General features: G+C 64.7%; 17 protein-coding genes. 10 read left to right on the top strand and 7 right to left on the bottom strand.

The genetic code is table 11. The features are described from left to right. The first annotated feature begins 1 nt into the window (after window position 1). The 6 genes from IV454_RS12930 to IV454_RS12905 are packed head-to-tail and all read left to right on the top strand — an operon-like array spanning window position 2 to window position 4525. Window positions 2-697, top strand: a complete 696-nt coding sequence (locus IV454_RS12930) for an SPOR domain-containing protein (protein ID WP_206091775.1) — start codon at window positions 2-4, stop codon at window positions 695-697. Between the two features lie 24 nt (window positions 698-721). Next, window positions 722-1390 (top strand): thiol:disulfide interchange protein DsbA/DsbL, encoded by a 669-nt coding sequence (locus IV454_RS12925; RefSeq protein ID WP_206091774.1) that lies wholly within the window; start codon window positions 722-724, stop codon window positions 1388-1390. 19 nt (window positions 1391-1409) lie between these two features. After that, window positions 1410-2201, top strand: a complete 792-nt coding sequence (locus tag IV454_RS12920) for an SDR family oxidoreductase (protein ID WP_206091773.1) — start codon at window positions 1410-1412, stop codon at window positions 2199-2201. After that, window positions 2198-3004, top strand: coding sequence for a biotin--[acetyl-CoA-carboxylase] ligase (locus IV454_RS12915; protein WP_206091772.1), 807 nt, complete (start codon window positions 2198-2200; stop codon window positions 3002-3004). Before IV454_RS12920 ends, IV454_RS12915 begins: the two co-directional genes overlap by 4 nt. Window position 3005: 1 nt before the next feature. Then, complete coding sequence (locus tag IV454_RS12910; RefSeq protein WP_054266249.1) at window positions 3006-3758, top strand: type III pantothenate kinase; 753 nt, start codon at window positions 3006-3008, stop codon at window positions 3756-3758. Continuing rightward, a complete protein-coding gene (locus IV454_RS12905; RefSeq protein WP_206091771.1) occupies window positions 3752-4525 on the top strand; it encodes an SPOR domain-containing protein in 774 nt (257 codons plus the stop codon). The genes IV454_RS12910 and IV454_RS12905 overlap by 7 nt, the downstream gene beginning before the upstream one ends. 21 nt (window positions 4526-4546) lie before the next feature. Here the strand turns inward: IV454_RS12905 and IV454_RS12900 are convergent, their stop codons facing one another. From IV454_RS12900 to IV454_RS12875, 6 genes are all read right to left on the bottom strand, one after another. Beyond that, a complete protein-coding gene (locus tag IV454_RS12900; protein ID WP_229522211.1) occupies window positions 4547-5605 on the bottom strand; it encodes a septal ring lytic transglycosylase RlpA family protein in 1059 nt (352 codons plus the stop codon). Between the two features lie 13 nt (window positions 5606-5618). Then, entirely contained in the window at window positions 5619-6731 is a 1113-nt protein-coding gene (gene rodA / locus IV454_RS12895) for a rod shape-determining protein RodA (RefSeq protein WP_206091770.1), read from the bottom strand. 4 nt (window positions 6732-6735) lie between these two features. Then, a complete protein-coding gene (mrdA, locus tag IV454_RS12890) occupies window positions 6736-8718 on the bottom strand; it encodes a penicillin-binding protein 2 (RefSeq protein WP_206091769.1) in 1983 nt (660 codons plus the stop codon). 15 nt (window positions 8719-8733) lie between these two features. Next, a complete protein-coding gene (gene mreD / locus IV454_RS12885) occupies window positions 8734-9246 on the bottom strand; it encodes a rod shape-determining protein MreD (RefSeq protein ID WP_054266244.1) in 513 nt (170 codons plus the stop codon). Continuing rightward, complete coding sequence (gene mreC, locus IV454_RS12880) at window positions 9243-10316, bottom strand: rod shape-determining protein MreC (protein WP_206091768.1); 1074 nt, start codon at window positions 10314-10316, stop codon at window positions 9243-9245. Before mreC ends, mreD begins: the two co-directional genes overlap by 4 nt. Before the next feature lie 199 nt (window positions 10317-10515). After that, complete coding sequence (locus tag IV454_RS12875) at window positions 10516-11559, bottom strand: rod shape-determining protein (RefSeq protein WP_054266242.1); 1044 nt, start codon at window positions 11557-11559, stop codon at window positions 10516-10518. 327 nt (window positions 11560-11886) lie between these two features. On the opposite strand from IV454_RS12875, the gene gatC reads away from it, so the two are divergent. From gatC to IV454_RS12855, 4 genes are all read left to right on the top strand, one after another. After that, on the top strand, window positions 11887-12189 hold the full coding sequence (gene gatC, locus IV454_RS12870; protein ID WP_206091767.1) for an Asp-tRNA(Asn)/Glu-tRNA(Gln) amidotransferase subunit GatC: 303 nt from the start codon (window positions 11887-11889) through the stop codon (window positions 12187-12189). A gap of 88 nt (window positions 12190-12277) precedes the next feature. After that, complete coding sequence (gene gatA / locus IV454_RS12865) at window positions 12278-13753, top strand: Asp-tRNA(Asn)/Glu-tRNA(Gln) amidotransferase subunit GatA (RefSeq protein ID WP_206091766.1); 1476 nt, start codon at window positions 12278-12280, stop codon at window positions 13751-13753. Between the two features lie 56 nt (window positions 13754-13809). Continuing rightward, complete coding sequence (gene gatB / locus IV454_RS12860) at window positions 13810-15270, top strand: Asp-tRNA(Asn)/Glu-tRNA(Gln) amidotransferase subunit GatB (RefSeq protein WP_206091765.1); 1461 nt, start codon at window positions 13810-13812, stop codon at window positions 15268-15270. An 87-nt stretch (window positions 15271-15357) separates the two neighbouring features. Further along, window positions 15358-15939: an endonuclease V gene (locus tag IV454_RS12855; RefSeq protein ID WP_206091764.1), complete on the top strand. Its 582-nt coding sequence runs from the start codon at window positions 15358-15360 to the stop codon at window positions 15937-15939. 796 nt (window positions 15940-16735) lie between these two features. Here IV454_RS12855 and pyrE read toward each other — a convergent pair. Continuing rightward, entirely contained in the window at window positions 16736-17398 is a 663-nt protein-coding gene (gene pyrE / locus IV454_RS12850; RefSeq protein ID WP_206091763.1) for an orotate phosphoribosyltransferase, read from the bottom strand. Window positions 17399-17463: the final 65 nt, after the last annotated feature.

Genomic DNA, 17463 nt, shown 5'->3' with positions numbered 1-17463 from the left:
AATGACACGCGATTCCCGCCCTCGGCTCAAACTACCGCTCAAGCACCAGCAAGGCAATACCCTCACCGGCATCGTCATCGGCCTGATCGTGGGCCTGGTGATCGCTGTCGCGGTCGCGCTGGCGATCACCAAGGGCGCGACGCCATTTACCGACAAAACCGGCAAGGCCGGCAAGATGGGCGAGCCGACCGCCGGCCAGGCGGCCGATCCGAACAAGCCGCTGTACGGGAACAAGGAAGCGGCGCGCGCCGCCAACAAGCAGATCACCGACAAGCCCAAGGCCGCCACCCCGGCCGAAGCCGATCCGCTCGGCGCGGCCATCGCCAACATGAAGGAAAAGCCTGAAAAGCCGGAAAAACCGGCACCCGCACCGGCACCGGCGCCACCCCAGGTGGCCGCCGCCGCACACGCGCCGGCCCAGAACGTGACCCCTTCCGCGCCCGCCGAAGCAGCCGAGGAAAAAATCACCTACTACCTGCAGGCCGGCGCCTTCCGCGAAGTGGCCGACGCCGAAAACACGCGCGCCAAGCTCGCCCTGCTCGGCTTCGAGGCCGTCATCAGCGAGCGCGCCAACGACAGCGGCGTGCTGCACCGGGTGCGCATCGGCCCTTACGGACAGGTCGAAGCGATGAACAAGGCGCGCGCCAAACTGGTCGACGCCGGCATCGACGTCGCCATCGTGCGCAACCAGAAATAACCCACGACACTACGGAAAATCCGCATGCCTACTCTCTTCAAGATCATGCTCGCGCTGGCCCTGTGCGGCGCCGGCGCCCACGCAACGGCGTCGCCCGAGGCGCCCGTCAACGGCACCGATTACCAGACCCTGCCCGAGGCGCAAAACACCGACGCCGGCAAGAAAGTCGAAGTCACCGAATTTTTCGCCTACTACTGCCCTCACTGCGCCAGCTTCGAGCCGGCGCTGGCCGAGTGGGTCAAGAAGCAGGGCGACAAGATCGTCTTCAAGCGCGTCCACCTCGGCCACACGCCGGCCGTGGTGCCGCAGCAGCGCCTGTACTACACGCTCGAATCGATGGGCCTGGCGCCGCAATACCACGCCAGGGTGTTTAGCGCGATGCACGAGCAGCACCAGCGCTTCGCCAACGACGAGCAGGTGTTCGACTGGGCCGCCAGCGCCGGCATCGAGCGCGCCAAATTCACCGATGCCTACCGCTCGTTCGGCGTCCAGGCCAAGCTTGCGCGCGCCAACAGCATGGTGGCGTCGTACCAGGTCAAGGAGTGGCCGCAGGTCGCCATCGCCGGCAAGTACATCACGTCGCCCAACCTGGCCGGCAGCAGCGCGACCGTCGCGACCGAAGCGCAGCAACAGCAAATGGCGCTGCAAGTGATGGATCACCTGGTCGCCAAAGCGGCAGCGGAAAAGAAATAATCATGCCGGCGCGCGCCCAATGAACCGCGTGTTCATCACCGGCGCGTCGAGCGGGCTCGGTGCGGCGCTGGCGCGCGAGTACGCCGCCCGCGGCGCCACCGTCGGCCTGGTGGCACGCCGCCGCGACGCGCTCGACACCCTGCGCGCGCAATTGCCGAATCCCGAACGCCATCTGGTGTATGCGCTCGACGTCACCGACCGCGCCGCGCTGGCAGCGGCCGCCCTTGATTTCATCGAACGCCAGGGCGGCGCCGATATCGTCATCGCCTGCGCCGGCATATCGGTCGGCACCCTGACCGAATTCGCCGAAGACCTGCCGGTGTTCGACACTATCCTCGCCACCAACGTCAGCGCCACCGTGGCCACTTTCGCGCCCTTCATCGCCACCATGAAAGCGCAGTCCACGCCGTGCCGCCTGGTCGGCATCGGCAGCGTGGCCGGCGTGCGCGGCTTGCCCGGCGCCGGCGCCTACAGCGCGTCCAAGGCGGCAGTGCGCGTCTATTGCGAATCGCTGCGGCTCGAACTCAAGCCGCACGGCGTCAAGGTGGTGACCATCGCGCCCGGCTACATCGATACGCCCATGACCAAACATAACGCTTATCCGATGCCCTTCCTGATGTCGCCGGCGCGCTTTGCCGCCAGGGCCGCGCGCACCATTGCCGCCGGCACCAGTTACCGCGTGATCCCGTGGCAGATGGGGGTGGTGGCCAAGCTGCTGCGGCTTTTGCCCGATACCCTGTACGACCTGGCCTTCGTCAACGCGCCCCGTAAGGCACGTGAGGCACGTACGGCACGCAGGGAAACGCCATGAACCACGCCCTCGTCGCCACGGCCAGCGCGGGCCTGGACGCCGCCGCCATCGCCAGTGCCTGCGGCGCGGCCGGCATCGATATCGAAGTCGTGGCCGAAACCGGATCGACCAACGCCGACCTGCTGGCGCGCGCCGCCGGCCTGCGCCGCCCCGTGCTGCGCGTAGCCGTGCACCAGACGGCCGGACGCGGGCGCGCCGGACGCAGCTGGCTGTCGGCGCCCGGTTCGGCGCTGACGTTTTCGCTGGCCTGGCATTTTGCCGGACCGCTGCGCGAGCTGGCCGGGCTGCCGCTGGCCGTGGGCGTGGCGCTGGCCAACGCCCTCGGCGCGCTCGGCGTGCCGGTCCAGCTCAAGTGGCCCAACGACGTGCTGCGCGACGGCGCCAAGCTGGCCGGCGTGCTGATCGAAACCCAGGCGGCACCCGGCGGCGGCGTGTGGGCGGTGATCGGCATCGGCCTCAATCTGCTCATGCCCGACGAGATCGAAGAACGCATCGGCCGCAAGGTGGCGGCCGCCCCCTGGCTGGCGCAGATGGACCGCAATGCGCTCATGGCGCAGCTGCTCGGCGTGCTGGCCGCGAACCTCGGCCAGTTCGCGCAAGGCGGCTTTGCGCCTTTCTGCGCGCGCTGGAACCGCCTGCATGCTTACCAGGGCCTGCCGGTCCTCATCATCGACCGCGCCATCACCCTGCATGAAGGCGTGGCCGCCGGCGTCGACGATGGCGCGCGCCTGCTGCTCGACACGGCCGGCGGGCGCATCGCCATCGTCGCCGGCGACGTGTCGCTGCGCGTGCGGGAGCACTGAGATGCTGCTGCTGATCGACGCCGGCAATACGCGCATCAAATGGGCCCTGGCCGAGGATGGCGCCGCGCCCGGCACCTGGGTCGCCAGCGGCGCCGTCACCCACGCCGACCTGAATCACCTGCCGGCCAGCTGGGCCCAGCACGCGGTCACGCGCGCGCTGGTGTCGAATGTCGCCGGCGGCAAGCTGCACGACCAGCTGCAACTGATGATTCCGACCACCGCGATCAGCTGGTTCGCATCGACGGCGCAGCTGGCCGGCATGCGCAACGCCTACCGCAATCCGTCCCAGCTCGGCTGCGACCGTTTCGCCGCGGCGCTCGGCGCGCGCGCGCTGGCACAAGGCCAGGCGCTCATCGTCGCCACCTGCGGCACCGCCACCACCATCGACGCGGTCAGCGCCGACGGCGTGTTCCTGGGCGGGATGATCCTGCCCGGCCTGGGCCTGATGGCGACTTCGCTGGCGCGCAATACGGCGCAGCTGCCCCAGGTCGCACCGGGCGCCACCCTGCCGGCCGGCTTTGCCGACAATACCGCCGACGCCATCCTGTCCGGCTGCCTGTCGGCGCAGGCCGGCGCCATCGAACGCGCCTGCGCGCTGCATGGCGCCAGCACCTGCATCGTCTCGGGCGGCGCGGCCCAGTACATCGCTCCCGTGCTCAGGCTCCCGTTTGACCACCGAATCGTCGATAATATCGTCCTGATCGGCCTTCATTCCACCGTCACGTCTTCGCCACTCCAGGATAGCCCGTGTTGAAATTCATATTTTGGACCCTCCTTGCCGTCAATGCCGTGCTGTTCGCGTACGGCCAGGGCATGCTCGGCAACTTCAGGGAAAACGAGCGCGAACCGGGCCGCATGCGCAACCAGCTCGCCACCGAGAACATCAAGCTGGTCGCCGCCCGTCCCGTGCCGCCGCCCGACGCGGAAGCGGCCGCGGACCCCGAGCCGGTGGTCGCGCCGCCCACGCCGGTACTGGTGATGACCAAGCCGGCCGCGCCGAAGCCGGAACCGAAGCCGGAACCCAAACCGGAGCCGAAGCAGGAACCCAAGCCGGACCTGGTGGCCTGCACAGTGGTCGGAAATTTTGCGCCGGCCGATGCGCGCCGCTTCGAGGCCATGCTCTCGCCGCTGGCCCTGGGCCACCGCCAGACCCGCGAGGACGTCGCCGTCCCCGAGGTCACCAGCCATATCGTGTTCATCCCTTCGGCGGGCAGCAAGGAAGCGGCCGACCGCAAGGCGGCCGAACTGAAGGAACTCGGCATCACCAGCTTCTTTATCATGAACGACAACAGCCCGATGAAGTATGCGATTTCGCTGGGCGTGTTCAAGTCGGAGACGTCGGCCCAGACCCTGCTGGCCACGCTCACCAAGCAGGGCGTGAACGGCGCCAAGGTGGCCGGGCGCACCAGCCAGGGGACCAGGATGGCCTACCGCTTCCGCGCGCTCGAACCGGCCGCCAAGGCCAAGGTCGATGCGATCGTGGCGCGCTTTCCGGGCCAGGAATCGCGCAGCTGCAAATAAGGCCGGCGCGCCGGGTGCGAATCAGCGTTGCACGACGATGGGCTTGAGGCGCAAGGTGGCAGGCAGCTCGCGCAGCGCCTGCATGGCGTCGGCCCGGCTCGGGAACGGGCCGCTGAACAGGCGGTGCAGCGCGCCGCCCTGCACCACTTCGACGCTTGACAGCGCCCCGCCCGTGGCGGCGATCTGCGCGCGCACGTCGGCCGCCTTGTCGGCGCGGGCAAAAGCGCCCAGCTGCAGGTAAAACCCCGGCGTCGCAGCAGGCGCCGCGCCCGCCGCCGACGGTGCGTTCGCCGTCGGCGCCAGGACCGGAGCCCGAGCCGGAGCCGTCACCAACATCGCGCTGCTTTCGCCCGGCGGCGGCATGTCCACCGCCATCGTGCTCACTTCCCCATCCGGCTCCGGCGTCAGGCGCCGGATGGTGGCGATGCGCTCCTGCGCGTTGGGCAGCAGCCGTTCCACCTCCACCATGTGACTGCCCTTGCCGAGCAGGCCGAGTTTGAGCGCCGCCGTGTACGACACGTCGACCACGCGGCTCGAATGGAAAGGCCCGCGGTCATTGATCCGCACCACCACCTGCTTGCCGCTATCGAGGCTGGTAATGCGCGCGTACGAGGGAATCGGCAGGGTCGGATGGGCCGCCGTCATCTTGTACATGTCGTACAGCTCCCCCGACGAGGTGCGCTGGCCATGGAATTTTTTGCCGTACCAGCTACCCACCCCGCGCTGCTTGAAGGCTTGCTCGTTCAGCAGCGGCGTGTAGGTCTTGCCGAAGACGACGTAGGGCCGGTTGGCGTAGCGCGCATACGGTTCGTCCTTGACGATGGCGTCCGGCACGTCGTTCAGGTTGGGCGGCGGATTGTCGCCCGGGCCGTCATCCTGGTAGTAGCCGCCGCGCCCGGAACCGGCGCGCGGCATGCGCGGCAAATCCTGGCCGATGTCGCCGTGTTTGGCCGCCGGGGTGCCCGGAGCCGGCATCGGCAGCATGCGCCGATGGCCTTCCGAATCGGTACCGCAGGCAGTCAGTAATAGGGCCAGTGCGCAGAGCGCAATGGAAAGTGGAAGCGTTCGTGTTACCGCCATCGTGTCTCCGTGGTCAGGTTTGCACCAGCTTGCGGTGCCGCTGGATACTCATGAGTATACCTGCCCCGAGTCCGAGGGTCACAAAAGCGGTCCCGCCATAGCTCATGAACGGCAGCGGCACGCCGACCACCGGCAGGATGCCGCTGACCATGCTCATGTTCACAAAGGCGTAGGTAAAGAAGATCATCGTGATCGAGCCGGCCAGCAGGCGCGTGAACAAGGTCGGCGCATTGGCCGCGATCATCAGGCCGCGCCCGATCAGCAGCAGGTACAGCAGCAGCAGGCCAAGGAAGCCGATCAGCCCGAACTCCTCCGAGAAAACCGAGAAAATGAAGTCGGTGGTGCGCTCGGGGATGAATTCGAGGTGGGCCTGGGTGCCCTTCATCCAGCCCTTGCCACTGACTCCGCCGGAGCCGATCGCGATGGTCGACTGGATGATGTGAAAGCCCTTGCCCAGCGGGTCGGCGTTCGGATCGATCAAGGTCATCACCCGCTCGCGCTGGTAGTCGTGCATCAGGGACCAGGCCACCGGCAGGCTGCCGGCGCCGGCCACGAACAGGCCAAGCAACGCCTTCCACGACAGGCCGGCCAGGAAGATCACGTAAAAGCCCGAGGCCAGCACCAGCAGCGAGGTGCCCAGGTCGGGCTGCAGCTGGATCAGGCCCACCGGCACCGCCAGCAGCACGGTGGCGATCAGGAAGGAGTGCCAGCGCACCAGCCCCGCCTTCTGGTGGAAGTACCAGGCCAGCATCAGCGGCATGGCGATTTTCATGATCTCGGACGGCTGGATATCGAAGCCGATGTGCAGCCAGCGGCGCGCGCCCTTCTTGATCACGCCGAACATGAATACCGCCACCAGCAGGGTGACGCCGACCGTGTAGATCGGGACCGCCATCCGCATCATGGTTTGCGGCGACACCTGGGCCGCCAGCCACATGACCAGGAAAGCGATCATCATGTTGCGCAGCTGGCCTTCGACCCTGCCGGGGAAGTCGGCGCCGGCCGAGTACATCGTCACCAGGCCGGTACAGAGCAGCATGAAGATGACCATCGCCAGCGGCGCATCGAATACCAGCAGGTAGGGTTTCACGCGCCGCCAGAGCGAGCGTCGTTCATTGATGCGCATGGTGTCAGTCCTTTGGCGCGGGCGTTTCGGCGCCCGGCTTGTACGGCATTTCGGTGGCCGTATCGGTTTTCAGCTCTTCCAGCGGCAGCAGCTCCACGTCTTCCTTGGGGATCACGGTGCCGTCCTTGCCGGCCGGGCGCTTGCCCAGCAGGTAGTAGTCGAGCGCCTTGCGCGCGATCGGCGCCGCCACCGCGCCACCGAAGCCGGCGTTTTCGACGATCAGGGCCAGCGCGATGCGCGGCTTGTCGGCCGGTGCGAAAGTGATGTACAGCGAGTTGTCGCGCAGGCGCTCGTTGACGTTCTTGGCGTTGTATTTTTCGCCGCGGCGCAGGCCGACCGCCTGCGAGGTGCCGGTCTTGCCGGCCGCGACATAGCCGGCGTTGCCGAACGCGGGCCGCCCGGTGCCGCGCTCGGACACCCCGACCATGGCGCGCTTGACGAAATCGATGTTCTCCTGGCGCAGCGCGATACGCGCGCTCTCGTGCGCCACCGTCAGGGTGCGCGCGCGGGTGCTGCTGTCTTCGATGATCTTGACCAGGTGCGGCTTCATCACGATGCCGTTGTTGGCCAGGGTGGCCACCGCGTGCGACAGCTGCAGCATGGTGTAGCTGTTGAAGCCCTGGCCGATGGCGACGTTGACGGTGTCGCCCCCGACCCAGCTTTGCATCGGCTTGTTCTTGGAGAAGCGGCCGCGCTTCCACTCCTTCGACGGCAGCACCCCGGTCTTTTCGTTATCGAGGTCGATCCCGGTCTTCTGGCCGAAGCCGAACGGCTTCATGAAGTCGTGGATCGCGTCGATCCCGAGTTCGTTACCGAGCTGGTAGTAATAGGTATTGCATGAAATGACGATCGAATCGGTCAGGCTGACCATGCCATGACCGCCCGCCTTGTCATCCTTCCAGGTGTGCCCGCCCAGGGTGAAATAGCCGGGGTCGGAAATCGTGTGGCTTTGCGTGCGCTTGCCCAGTTCCAGCGCGGCCAGCGCCATGAACGGCTTGAAGGTCGAGCCGGGCGGATAAGTGCCCTGCAGCGGGCGGTTCATCAGCGGGCGGTCGAGCGAGGTATTGAGTTCGTTCCAGCTTTGGGAATCGATGCCGTCGACGAACAGGTTGGGGTCGAACCCGGGACGCGACACGTAGGCCAGGATGTCGCCCGTCTCCGGCTCGATCGCCACCAGCGCGCCGCGCCGTTCGCCGAAGGCTTCTTCGATGATCTTTTGCAGTTCGATGTCGATCGACAGAATCAGGTTGCTGCCGGCGGTGGCCTCGGTGCGCGACAGGATGCTGACCGCGCGTCCGCTGGCGGTGCGGATGATCTTCTGGTAGCCGGTGTGCCCGTGCAGCTGCGTTTCGTAGCTCTTTTCCAGCCCTTCCTTGCCGATATGGTCGGTGCCGTTGTAGTTCGCTTCGTCGGGCCGGTCTTCGAGATCCTTGGCTTCCTTCTGGTTGATGCGGCCGATGTAGCCGATCACGTGCGAAGCGGTTTCGCCCAGCGGATACTGGCGGAACAGGCGCGCCTGCACCTCGACCCCGGGAAAGCGGAAGCGCTGGGCGGCGAAGCGCGCCACTTCGTCGTCGGTCAGGCGGGTGCGCAGCGGCACGCTCTCGAAATTCTTCGACTCGGCCAGCAGGGTCTTGAAGCGCTTGCGGTCCTTGGGCTCGATCTCGATCAGGGTGGACAGTTCGTCGATCACCGAGTCGAGCGTGGCGTGCAGCTTGGACGGGTTAATTTCGAGCGTATAGGCCGAGTAGTTGCGCGCCAGGACCACGCCCTTGCGGTCGACGATCAGGCCGCGGTTGGGGACGATCGGCACGATGGCGATGCGGTTGTCCTCGGCCAGCGCCGCGAAGCCGTCGTGCTTGACCACCTGCAGGAACACCAGGCGCGCGATCAGCGCGCCGAAGCAGATGAACACCAGCGCGATCAATGCCAGCACGCGCAGGCGGAACAGGCGGATTTCGCGGTCGTTATTGGTTAATTCAGTCATGACGCAGCCGTACCATCAAATCGGGCGCGTGTGGTCGCGGTCGACGGCGCGCCGCTGGGGCGCCAGCAGCATCCAGGTAATCACGGGCCACAGCGCGATGGCCACCACGCTCTCGATGAAGTACAGCCAGCCGAGGAATTTGCCCGAGACGATCACGCTCACCAGCACCTGGATCGCCTGCGTGGCCAGCAGCAGGGGGAACACGTGCAGGGCCTGGGTCAGCACCGGGAACCACAGCACGCGGCGGTGGATCATGATGGCCAGGTAGGACAGCAGGGTGTAGGCCAGCGCGTTCTCGCCGAGCAGGGTCGCTTCGTGCACGTCCATCAGCAGGCCCATGAAAAAGGCGACGCCGATGCCGACCTTGCGCGGCTGGTGGATGCCCCAGAATACCAGCACCAGCGCCACGAAGTCGGGCGCGCCCACCAGGTGCCCCCAGGGCAGCAGATTGAGCATGAAGGCGCAGGTCAGGCTGAACGCGATGAACAGCGGACTGACGGGCAGCAGGATGTAGTGCGGGCGATTCATCGGGTCGGTTCCTTGGGTGCGGCGGGTGCCGCCGGCGGGTGCGCAGCCGGCGTGCGCGCAGCCGGCCTGGCGGCGCCGCGCGCCGGAGCGGCCGGCGCCTTGGCGGCAATGGGCGCCGCCGCGCCTTTCGGGGCATCGACCCCGGCTGGCGTGCCGGCGCCCTCTTTAATCGGTGTCATCTTGGGCAGGTTTTTCCTGGTCGGTAGCGGCGCTTCCTCGGGCGGACGCTCCGGCAGCTGCGGCAGCGAGGTGATGATCAGCAGATGGCGATTGCGGTCGATGCCGGCCAGCGGCTGGCAGACCACCCCACCGAAGGCGCCGGCGGCGCTGTTCTCGACCTTGCTGACCTTGGCCACGGCCAGGCCGGCCGGATAGACCCCGTCCAGGCCCGAGGTAATCAGCACGTCGCCGATCTGGATGTCGGCGTTCGGCGCCACGAAGCGCAGATCGAGGGTGCCGGACTGGCCGCGCCCGTACGCCACGCTGCGCAAGCCGTTTCTCAGCACCTGCACCGGAATGGCCTGTTCGCGGTCGGTCAGCAGGGTCACTTCGGCGGTGAACGGGAACACGCGCGTGACCTGGCCGACCACGCCGGCGTTATCGATCACCGGCTGGCCCAGGGCCACGCCTTGCTGGGTGCCGCGGTCGAGCACGATCTTGCGGCTGGAACTGTCGCGCGCGTCGTACAGGATCTCGCTGAGCATGGTCTTGACCGGCACATGCTCGCGCGCGCCCATCAGTTTGCGCAACTGGGCGTTTTCGGCGGTCTGGAGCTGGGCTTGCTGGAGTTTTTCGGCGACGGCGACCTGGGCGATCTGGAGGTCGCGCACTTCCTGCTTGAGCGAGGAAATGGAAGAAAAGTAGCTGCCCATGCTGGCCAGCGCGTCACGCGGCACCAGGGCCGCCACTTGCAGCGGATAAAGGACGGTACCGGCCACCTGGCGCACCGTATCGAGCGCATGCATGCGGGCATCGACCATCAGCAGGACGATCGAAATAAACGCGAACACCGTCACCTTGACCCGGGCAGGGGCGCCTTGCTTGAAGAGTGGCGGAGGACTGTATTCCATGAAATCCAATAATCGGTGCTAAGAACCTGTCCCGCTGCGGCACGGGGGTCAGACCTCCGGCTTGCATGCATTGTTCAACTGGGTCTGTCCCTGGTTTTACAACGCATTGCAAGCCGAAGATCTGAACGGTACGCCGGCCGCGCCGGCAGTGCAAGCACGCGCACGCGGCTCGCCAACACGGCGGGCGGCGGGCTCGGACTTACTCGTACGAGAAGATCGAGCCGAGCTTGTCCATCCGCTCGAGCGCCATGCCGGAGCCGCGCACCACGCAGGTCAGCGGATCTTCGGCGACCAGCACCGGCAAGCCGGTTTCTTCCATCAGCAGGCGGTCGAGGTCGCGCAGCAGGGCGCCGCCGCCGGTGAGCATCATGCCTTTTTCGGCGATGTCGGCACCCAGTTCCGGCGGGGTCTGCTCGAGCGCGTTCTTGACGGCCGAGACGATGTTGTTGAGCGGGTCGGTCAGCGCTTCGAGAATCTCGTTCGACGAAATAGTAAACGAACGCGGGATGCCTTCGGACAGGTTGCGGCCCTTGACTTCCATTTCCTTCACTTCCGAACCGGGGAAGGCCGAACCGATGGCCTTCTTGATGGCTTCGGCCGTCTGTTCGCCGATCAGCATGCCGTAGTTGCGGCGGATGTAGTTGACGATGGCTTCGTCGAACTTGTCGCCGCCCACCCGTACCGAACCCTTGTAGACCATGCCGCCCAGCGAAATGATGCCCACTTCGGTGGTGCCGCCGCCGATGTCGACCACCATCGAGCCGGTCGCTTCCGACACCGGCAAGCCGGCGCCGATGGCCGCGGCCATCGGTTCTTCGATCAGGTACACCTGGGAGGCACCGGCGCCGAGCGCCGATTCGCGGATCGCGCGCCGTTCGACCTGGGTCGAACCGCAGGGAACGCAGATGATGATGCGGGGGGAAGGACGGAACACCTTGGAGTCGTGCACCATGCGGATGAACTGCTTGAGCATCTGCTCGGTGACGGTGAAGTCGGCGATCACGCCATCTTTCATCGGGCGGATCGCTTCGATATTGCCCGGGACCTTGCCGAGCATTTGCTTGGCCTGCGTGCCGACTGCCTGAATCGTCTTTTTGCCGTTCGGGCCGCCTTCCTGGCGGATCGCAACGACGGAGGGTTCGTCAAGGAGGATGCCCTCGCCGCGCACATAAATCAGGGTGTTCGCCGTACCGAGGTCAATGGCCAGATCGCGGGAAAAGTAGCTGCGTAAAAAACCAAACATGAGTGTCCTGATGCGCAACGGGCTGCGCGTAAGCATTAAAATGAGTAGAAAAACGCTACGAAATATACAGCCGCCGCGCGCTACCTTCCCGCACCGGCACGGCCGTTTGCATGCTGCGGCCACTCCTATTCGGCGCCGACAACGCATTAGCCCGCCATTCTACCTTATAATTTGTGCGTTAAATGCTGAAAAACCGGTGTTTTGCGCGCCTATTCCCCCTGTGAGATCAGGGCCTTTAGGAAGCTTTTATCGGCTTTAGCGCTCTGTTATCGAAACTTCACTATTCGTCCACCACATTTTGAACGCGGCCCGCGCCGCGCAAATTCCATGTCCCTGACACTATCAGATGTAAATCGAATCGCCTATCTGTCCAAACTCGAGATGGACGAGGCTCACGCCGAGACCGCCCTGGTGGAATTGAACGGCATTTTCGCCCTGGCCGAGCAGATGAAGGAAGTCGACACCACTGGCGTGGAGCCGCTGTCGCACCCGCTGGCCGCCATCCTGGGCAAGCTGCCGCTGCGCCTGCGCGACGACGTCGTGACCGAGGAAAACGCGCGCGAAGCCTATCAGGCGCCGGCGCCGAAGACCCAGGACGGCCTGTATCTGGTGCCGCAAGTGATCGAATAACGGTCGCCCACCTTCGTCGTCCGATGAGCGCCATGCGCGCCATCGCTTACCGAGCAAACCGAGCAATTACGTCAGTCGAGCATCCCCCATGCATACAAAAACTCTTCAACAGCTGTCCGCGCTCTTGCACGCGAAACAGGTTTCAGCCACCGAGCTGACCACCCACTTCCTGCAGCGCGCCAAGGCGAGCGAGCTGAACGCCTTCCTGCAGATCGACGAAGCCTTGTCGCTTGAACAAGCGCGCGCCGCCGATGTGCGCCTCGCGTCCGGCAATGCCGGCCCGCTGACCGGCATTCCGATCGCACACAAGGACATTTTCGTCACCCAGGGTTGGCGTTCGACCGCCGGCTCGAAGATGCTGGCCAACTACACCAGCCCGTTCGATGCCACCGTGGTCGACAAATTCAAGCACGCCGGCATGGTCACCCTGGGCAAGCTCAACTGCGACGAATTCGCGATGGGTTCGTCGAACGAAAACTCGGCCTTCGGCGCCGTCAAGAATCCGTGGGACACCCTGGCCGTGCCGGGCGGCTCCTCGGGCGGCTCGGCCGCGGCGGTTGCCGCGCGCCTGGCGCCGGCCGCCACCGCCACCGACACCGGCGGCTCGATCCGCCAGCCGGCCGCGTTTTGCGGCGTCACCGGCATCAAGCCGACCTATGGCCGGGTATCGCGCTTCGGCATGATCGCCTTCGCTTCCTCGCTCGACCAGGGCGGCCCGATCGCCCAGACCGCCGAAGACTGCGCCATGCTGCTGGGTGAAATGGTCGGCTTCGATGCGCGCGACTCGACCAGCCTGACACCAGAACAGGGCAATGTGCGCGAAGACTTCACGCGCGACCTGAACGTTCCGCTCAAGGGCTTGCGTATCGGCTTGCCAAAAGAATACTTCGGCGAAGGCCTGGCGGCCGATGTCGAACAGGCGGTGCGCGCCGCGCTCGATGAATTCGTGAAACTTGGCGCGACCCTGGTTGACATTTCACTGCCCAAGACATCCCTGTCGATCCCGGTTTACTACATCATCGCCCCGGCCGAAGCGTCGTCCAACCTGTCGCGCTTCGATGGCGTGCGCTACGGCCACCGCGCCAGCGAATACAAGAACCTGGAAGAGATGTACCGCAAGTCGCGCGCCGAAGGTTTCGGCCCGGAAGTGCAGCGCCGCATCCTGGTCGGCACCTATGTGTTGTGCCATGGCTACTACGACGCCTACTACCTGCAAGCCCAAAAGATCCGGCGCCTGATCGCCGACGACTTCCAGGCCGCGCTGGGCACTACCTGCGACGTCATCATGGGCCCGGTCGCGCCGACCGTCGCCTGGGACCTGGGCGACAAGACCAACGACCCGGTTGCCAACTACCTGGCCGACATCTTTACCTTGTCGACCAGCCTGGCTGGTTTGCCCGGCATGTCGGTCCCGTGCGGCTTCGGCCAGGGCGAAAAGAACAGCAAACGCCCCGTGGGCCTGCAAATCATCGGCAATTACTTTGCCGAAGCCAAGCTGCTCAATATTGCCCACCAATACCAGTTGGCGACCGACTGGCACACGCGGGCGCCGGCCGGCATCTGATTTCGCCGGGTGCGTACAAGGTGCGCACCGGCAACCTGACAAGAAAAGAGAACACTATGCAATGGGAAGTCGTCATCGGTCTTGAGAACCACGTGCAGCTCACGACCAACTCCAAGATTTTCAGCGGCAGTTCGATTCAGTTCGGCGCCGAGCCGAACACCCAGGCCAGCCCGGTCGACCTGGCGCTGCCTGGTGTGCTGCCGGTGATGAACCGCGGCGCGGTGGAACGCGCGATCCGCTTCGGCCTGGCGGTGGACGCGAAGATCGCGCCGGAATCGGTGTTTGCGCGCAAAAACTACTTTTATCCGGATTTGCCCAAGGGTTACCAGATCAGCCAGTTCGCCGATCCGGTCGTCATCGGCGGCAAGATTACCTTCGGCTTCGAAAAAGATGGCCAGTTCCAGACCAAGACCGTCAACCTGACCCGCGCCCACCTGGAAGAAGATGCCGGCAAGTCGCTGCACGAAGACTACGCGGGCATGACCGGCATCGACCTGAACCGCGCCGGTACGCCGCTGCTGGAAATCGTGTCCGAGCCGGAAATGCGCAGCGCGGCCGAAGCGGTGGCGTATGCCAAGGCATTGCATACCCTGGTCGTGTGGCTGGGTGTGTGCGACGGCAACATGCAGGAAGGCTCGTTCCGCTGCGACGTCAACGTGTCGGTGCGTCCGGTCGGCACGACCGAACTGGGTACGCGCTGTGAAATCAAGAATCTGAACTCGTTCCGTTTCATGGAAGAAGCAATCGCCTATGAAGTGCGGCGCCAGATCGACTTGATCGAAGATGGCGGCAAGGTTCAGCAGGCCACGCGCCTGTGGGATCCGGACAAGAAGGAAACGCGCTCGATGCGGACCAAGGAAGATGCGCAGGATTACCGCTACTTCCCCGATCCGGACTTGCCGCCGCTGCTCATTTCCGACGAATGGGTCGCACGCATCAAGGCCGACATGCCGGAACTGCCGGCCGCCATGCGCGCGCGCTTCGCGAACGATTACGGCTTGCCGGAATACGACAGCCTGTTCCTGACCTCGTCGAAAGAAATGGCCGCGTACTTTGAAGCCGTGGTCGCCAGGACTGGAAAAGAGCAAGCAAAGACCGTGGCCAACTGGCTGATGGGCGACGTGGCCTCGACCCTGAACCGCGAAAACGTCGACATCGCCGATTCGCCGGTGGAGGCGTCGCAACTGGCGCTGATGATCAAGCGCATCGCCGACGGCACGATTTCCAACAAGAGCGCCAAGGAAGTGTTTGCGGGCATGTGGGAAGCCAAGTCGAACGATGAACACATCGCCGATGCGATCATCGAGCAAAAAGGCCTGCGTCAGATTTCCGACACCGGCGCGCTGGAAAAGATCGTCGACGACGTGCTGGCGGCCAACGCCAAGTCGGTCGAGCAATACCGCGCCGGCAAGGAAGCGGCCATCAATGCCCTGATCGGCCAAGCCATGAAAGCATCCAAGGGCACGGCCAACCCGGCCCAGGTCACCGAGCTGCTCAAGAAGAAACTGGCGGGCTGATACCCGCCTTCTGGCTCTGCGACATCGCTCGCATCCATGCCGGCCGTCCATGTTACTCAACCGGGGTCTGACCCCGGTTAAGAAATATTGGCGGCCGGCTTCGTTTACCCCGAGGAGACATGCCTGATGATATTAGCGGTCGACGTGCAATACGATGCCGATTGCGGCTACGCCGCAGGCTTGCTGTTCGCGCGCTGGGATGACGTGGCGCCAGTGGCGACGGTCAGCAAAAAGCAGGCTAGCGTCAGCGAATATGTTCCCGGGGAATTCTATAAGCGCGAGCTTCCGTGCATCCTAGCCCTGCTGGGGGAACTCGACCAGCTTCCCGAAATCATTGTCATCGATGGCTTCGTGTTCCTCGACGGCCATTCACACGCGGGCTTGGGAAAGCATCTTTACGATGCGCTGGACGGCAAGGCCAGGATCATCGGCGTGGCGAAAACGGCGTATGCCGGTATCGGCGATGAATACAAACTGCTGCGCGGCGACAGCATCAAGCCGCTGTTCATCACCTGCATCGGGCTTGAGCGGGCACAGGCCAAGGAACACATCGCGGCCATGCACGGGCCGCATCGCATGCCGGTGTTGCTGAAAACAGTGGACCGCTTGTGCCGCGAGCAGGCCCTGGCGGGCGCGGCCGGCAGAATGCAGGAGTTAGCGCAGGGCTGAACGCGATTGACGGCGCGCAAACAAGCTGCGGTCAAGTGAGGCTTGCCCATGTTGACGAACATGACGTCACTTGGGTTTTCTGTCCCTTAGGTATTGCGCTTACGAAAGCTCAATAACTCTGTGAGAAAAAAACCCCACGGTATGCAGATGGTGGCGGGGAAGGCGATCATGGCACTCAGAAAACCGTATCCCGTTTGATAGACAGAGGACAGCACTAGCACAACGATCGCGACAAGTAATGAAACGGCGCCAAGATAGCAAAGCACAAGCGGCAGGCCGGCGTACGATGGCGGTACGCGCTCTCCGCGAGCATAACGAGATACAACAGCCAGGCGAGGATGTACGGGACAGACTGCGCAACTATCCGCGGAATGAGCGAGCTAAACAAAAAAAGCAATTCGAACAGCGACCAGCCAGGAAAGACAATGCCCCCCAGAGGTAGCAAGGCTAGCAGCAAGCCTAACACGTGTGCCGGGACGAGTGCGAAGCAAAGCCAGTATGAAAAAGTGCGCATGGAAAGGGAATCCCGGAGATAGGCATGTGAGTGAGGCGAGCGCGAGGGCGCTCAGGCGCACTCTAGCAGACCGTTGCTAGCTCGCCCCTTTCAACGTTTTTCCGCCTGCCCTGGCATCGACAAAGTTAAGTCGAGAAGCAGTTCGAGCGCGACGATATGTTTACCTGCAAACGGCGCACAGCGGCACCGTCCGTGCGCGAACGCGGCCATGCAACCGGCCAGCCCAGCCCAACCCAGCCCAGCCGAAACGCACATGCACGGAGCCGCGTGACGCGCGCCGCCTTACACCCCGTAGCGCGTCCGGTACGCCGACACGGCATCCTTGTACTGCGCCATCGCCGGATCGGCCCCGGCGGCATTCAGGTAAGTGAACAAATCCTCCAGGTTCCCGATCGACACCACCGGAATATTGAATTCCTGGCTGACTTGCTGGACCGCCGAACTCGGTGACAATTCGCCATCCTTGCCCGAACGCTCCATGCGGTCGAGCGCGATCAGCACGGCACACGGCTCGGCGCCGGCGGCGCGGATCATGTCGACCGATTCGCGTACCGAGGTGCCGGCCGAAATCACATCGTCGATAATCACGACCTTGCCGGCCAGCTTGGCGCCGACAATGGTGCCGCCCTCGCCATGGTCCTTGGCTTCCTTGCGGTTGTAGGCAAACGAAGTATTGTGCCCCTTGCCCGCCAGCGCCACCGCCGTGGCGGACGCCAGGGTGATGCCCTTGTAGGCCGGCCCGAACAGCATGTCGAACTCGATTCCCGAGTCGATCAGGGTCTGCGCGTAAAACTGGGCCAGCTGGGCCAGGGTGGCGCCGTCATGGAACAGGCCGGCATTGAAGAAATACGGCGACAGGCGGCCAGCCTTGGTGGTGAACTCGCCGAAGCGCAACACGCCCGCCGACACCGAAAACGCGATAAACTGTTGGCGCAAATTATTCACGACGACCTCATTTGTTCATATAGAAAAGTGGCGCTATTTTACGCCACCCTCCATACCCCCTGGAA

The sequence above is a fragment of the Massilia antarctica genome (assembly GCF_015689335.1).
Taxonomy (GTDB): domain Bacteria; phylum Pseudomonadota; class Gammaproteobacteria; order Burkholderiales; family Burkholderiaceae_D; genus Telluria_A; species Telluria_A antarctica.
The sequence above is the reverse complement of the archived record's forward strand: the minus strand, read 5'-3'. Positions and strand labels throughout refer to the sequence as shown.

Coding starts and splice junctions, on each gene's coding strand:
- gatC (WP_206091767.1), top strand. CDS start 11,887: ATGTCCCTGACACTATCAGATGTAAATCGAATCGCCTATCTGTCCAAA.
- IV454_RS12925 (WP_206091774.1), top strand. CDS start 722: ATGCCTACTCTCTTCAAGATCATGCTCGCGCTGGCCCTGTGCGGCGCC.
- mreC (WP_206091768.1), bottom strand. CDS start 10,316: ATGGAATACAGTCCTCCGCCACTCTTCAAGCAAGGCGCCCCTGCCCGG.
- mreD (WP_054266244.1), bottom strand. CDS start 9,246: ATGAATCGCCCGCACTACATCCTGCTGCCCGTCAGTCCGCTGTTCATC.
- IV454_RS12930 (WP_206091775.1), top strand. CDS start 2: ATGACACGCGATTCCCGCCCTCGGCTCAAACTACCGCTCAAGCACCAG.
- rodA (WP_206091770.1), bottom strand. CDS start 6,731: ATGCGCATCAATGAACGACGCTCGCTCTGGCGGCGCGTGAAACCCTAC.
- IV454_RS12920 (WP_206091773.1), top strand. CDS start 1,410: ATGAACCGCGTGTTCATCACCGGCGCGTCGAGCGGGCTCGGTGCGGCG.
- IV454_RS12915 (WP_206091772.1), top strand. CDS start 2,198: ATGAACCACGCCCTCGTCGCCACGGCCAGCGCGGGCCTGGACGCCGCC.
- gatA (WP_206091766.1), top strand. CDS start 12,278: ATGCATACAAAAACTCTTCAACAGCTGTCCGCGCTCTTGCACGCGAAA.
- IV454_RS12910 (WP_054266249.1), top strand. CDS start 3,006: ATGCTGCTGCTGATCGACGCCGGCAATACGCGCATCAAATGGGCCCTG.
- IV454_RS12875 (WP_054266242.1), bottom strand. CDS start 11,559: ATGTTTGGTTTTTTACGCAGCTACTTTTCCCGCGATCTGGCCATTGAC.
- mrdA (WP_206091769.1), bottom strand. CDS start 8,718: ATGACTGAATTAACCAATAACGACCGCGAAATCCGCCTGTTCCGCCTG.
- gatB (WP_206091765.1), top strand. CDS start 13,810: ATGCAATGGGAAGTCGTCATCGGTCTTGAGAACCACGTGCAGCTCACG.
- IV454_RS12900 (WP_229522211.1), bottom strand. CDS start 5,605: ATGGCGGTAACACGAACGCTTCCACTTTCCATTGCGCTCTGCGCACTG.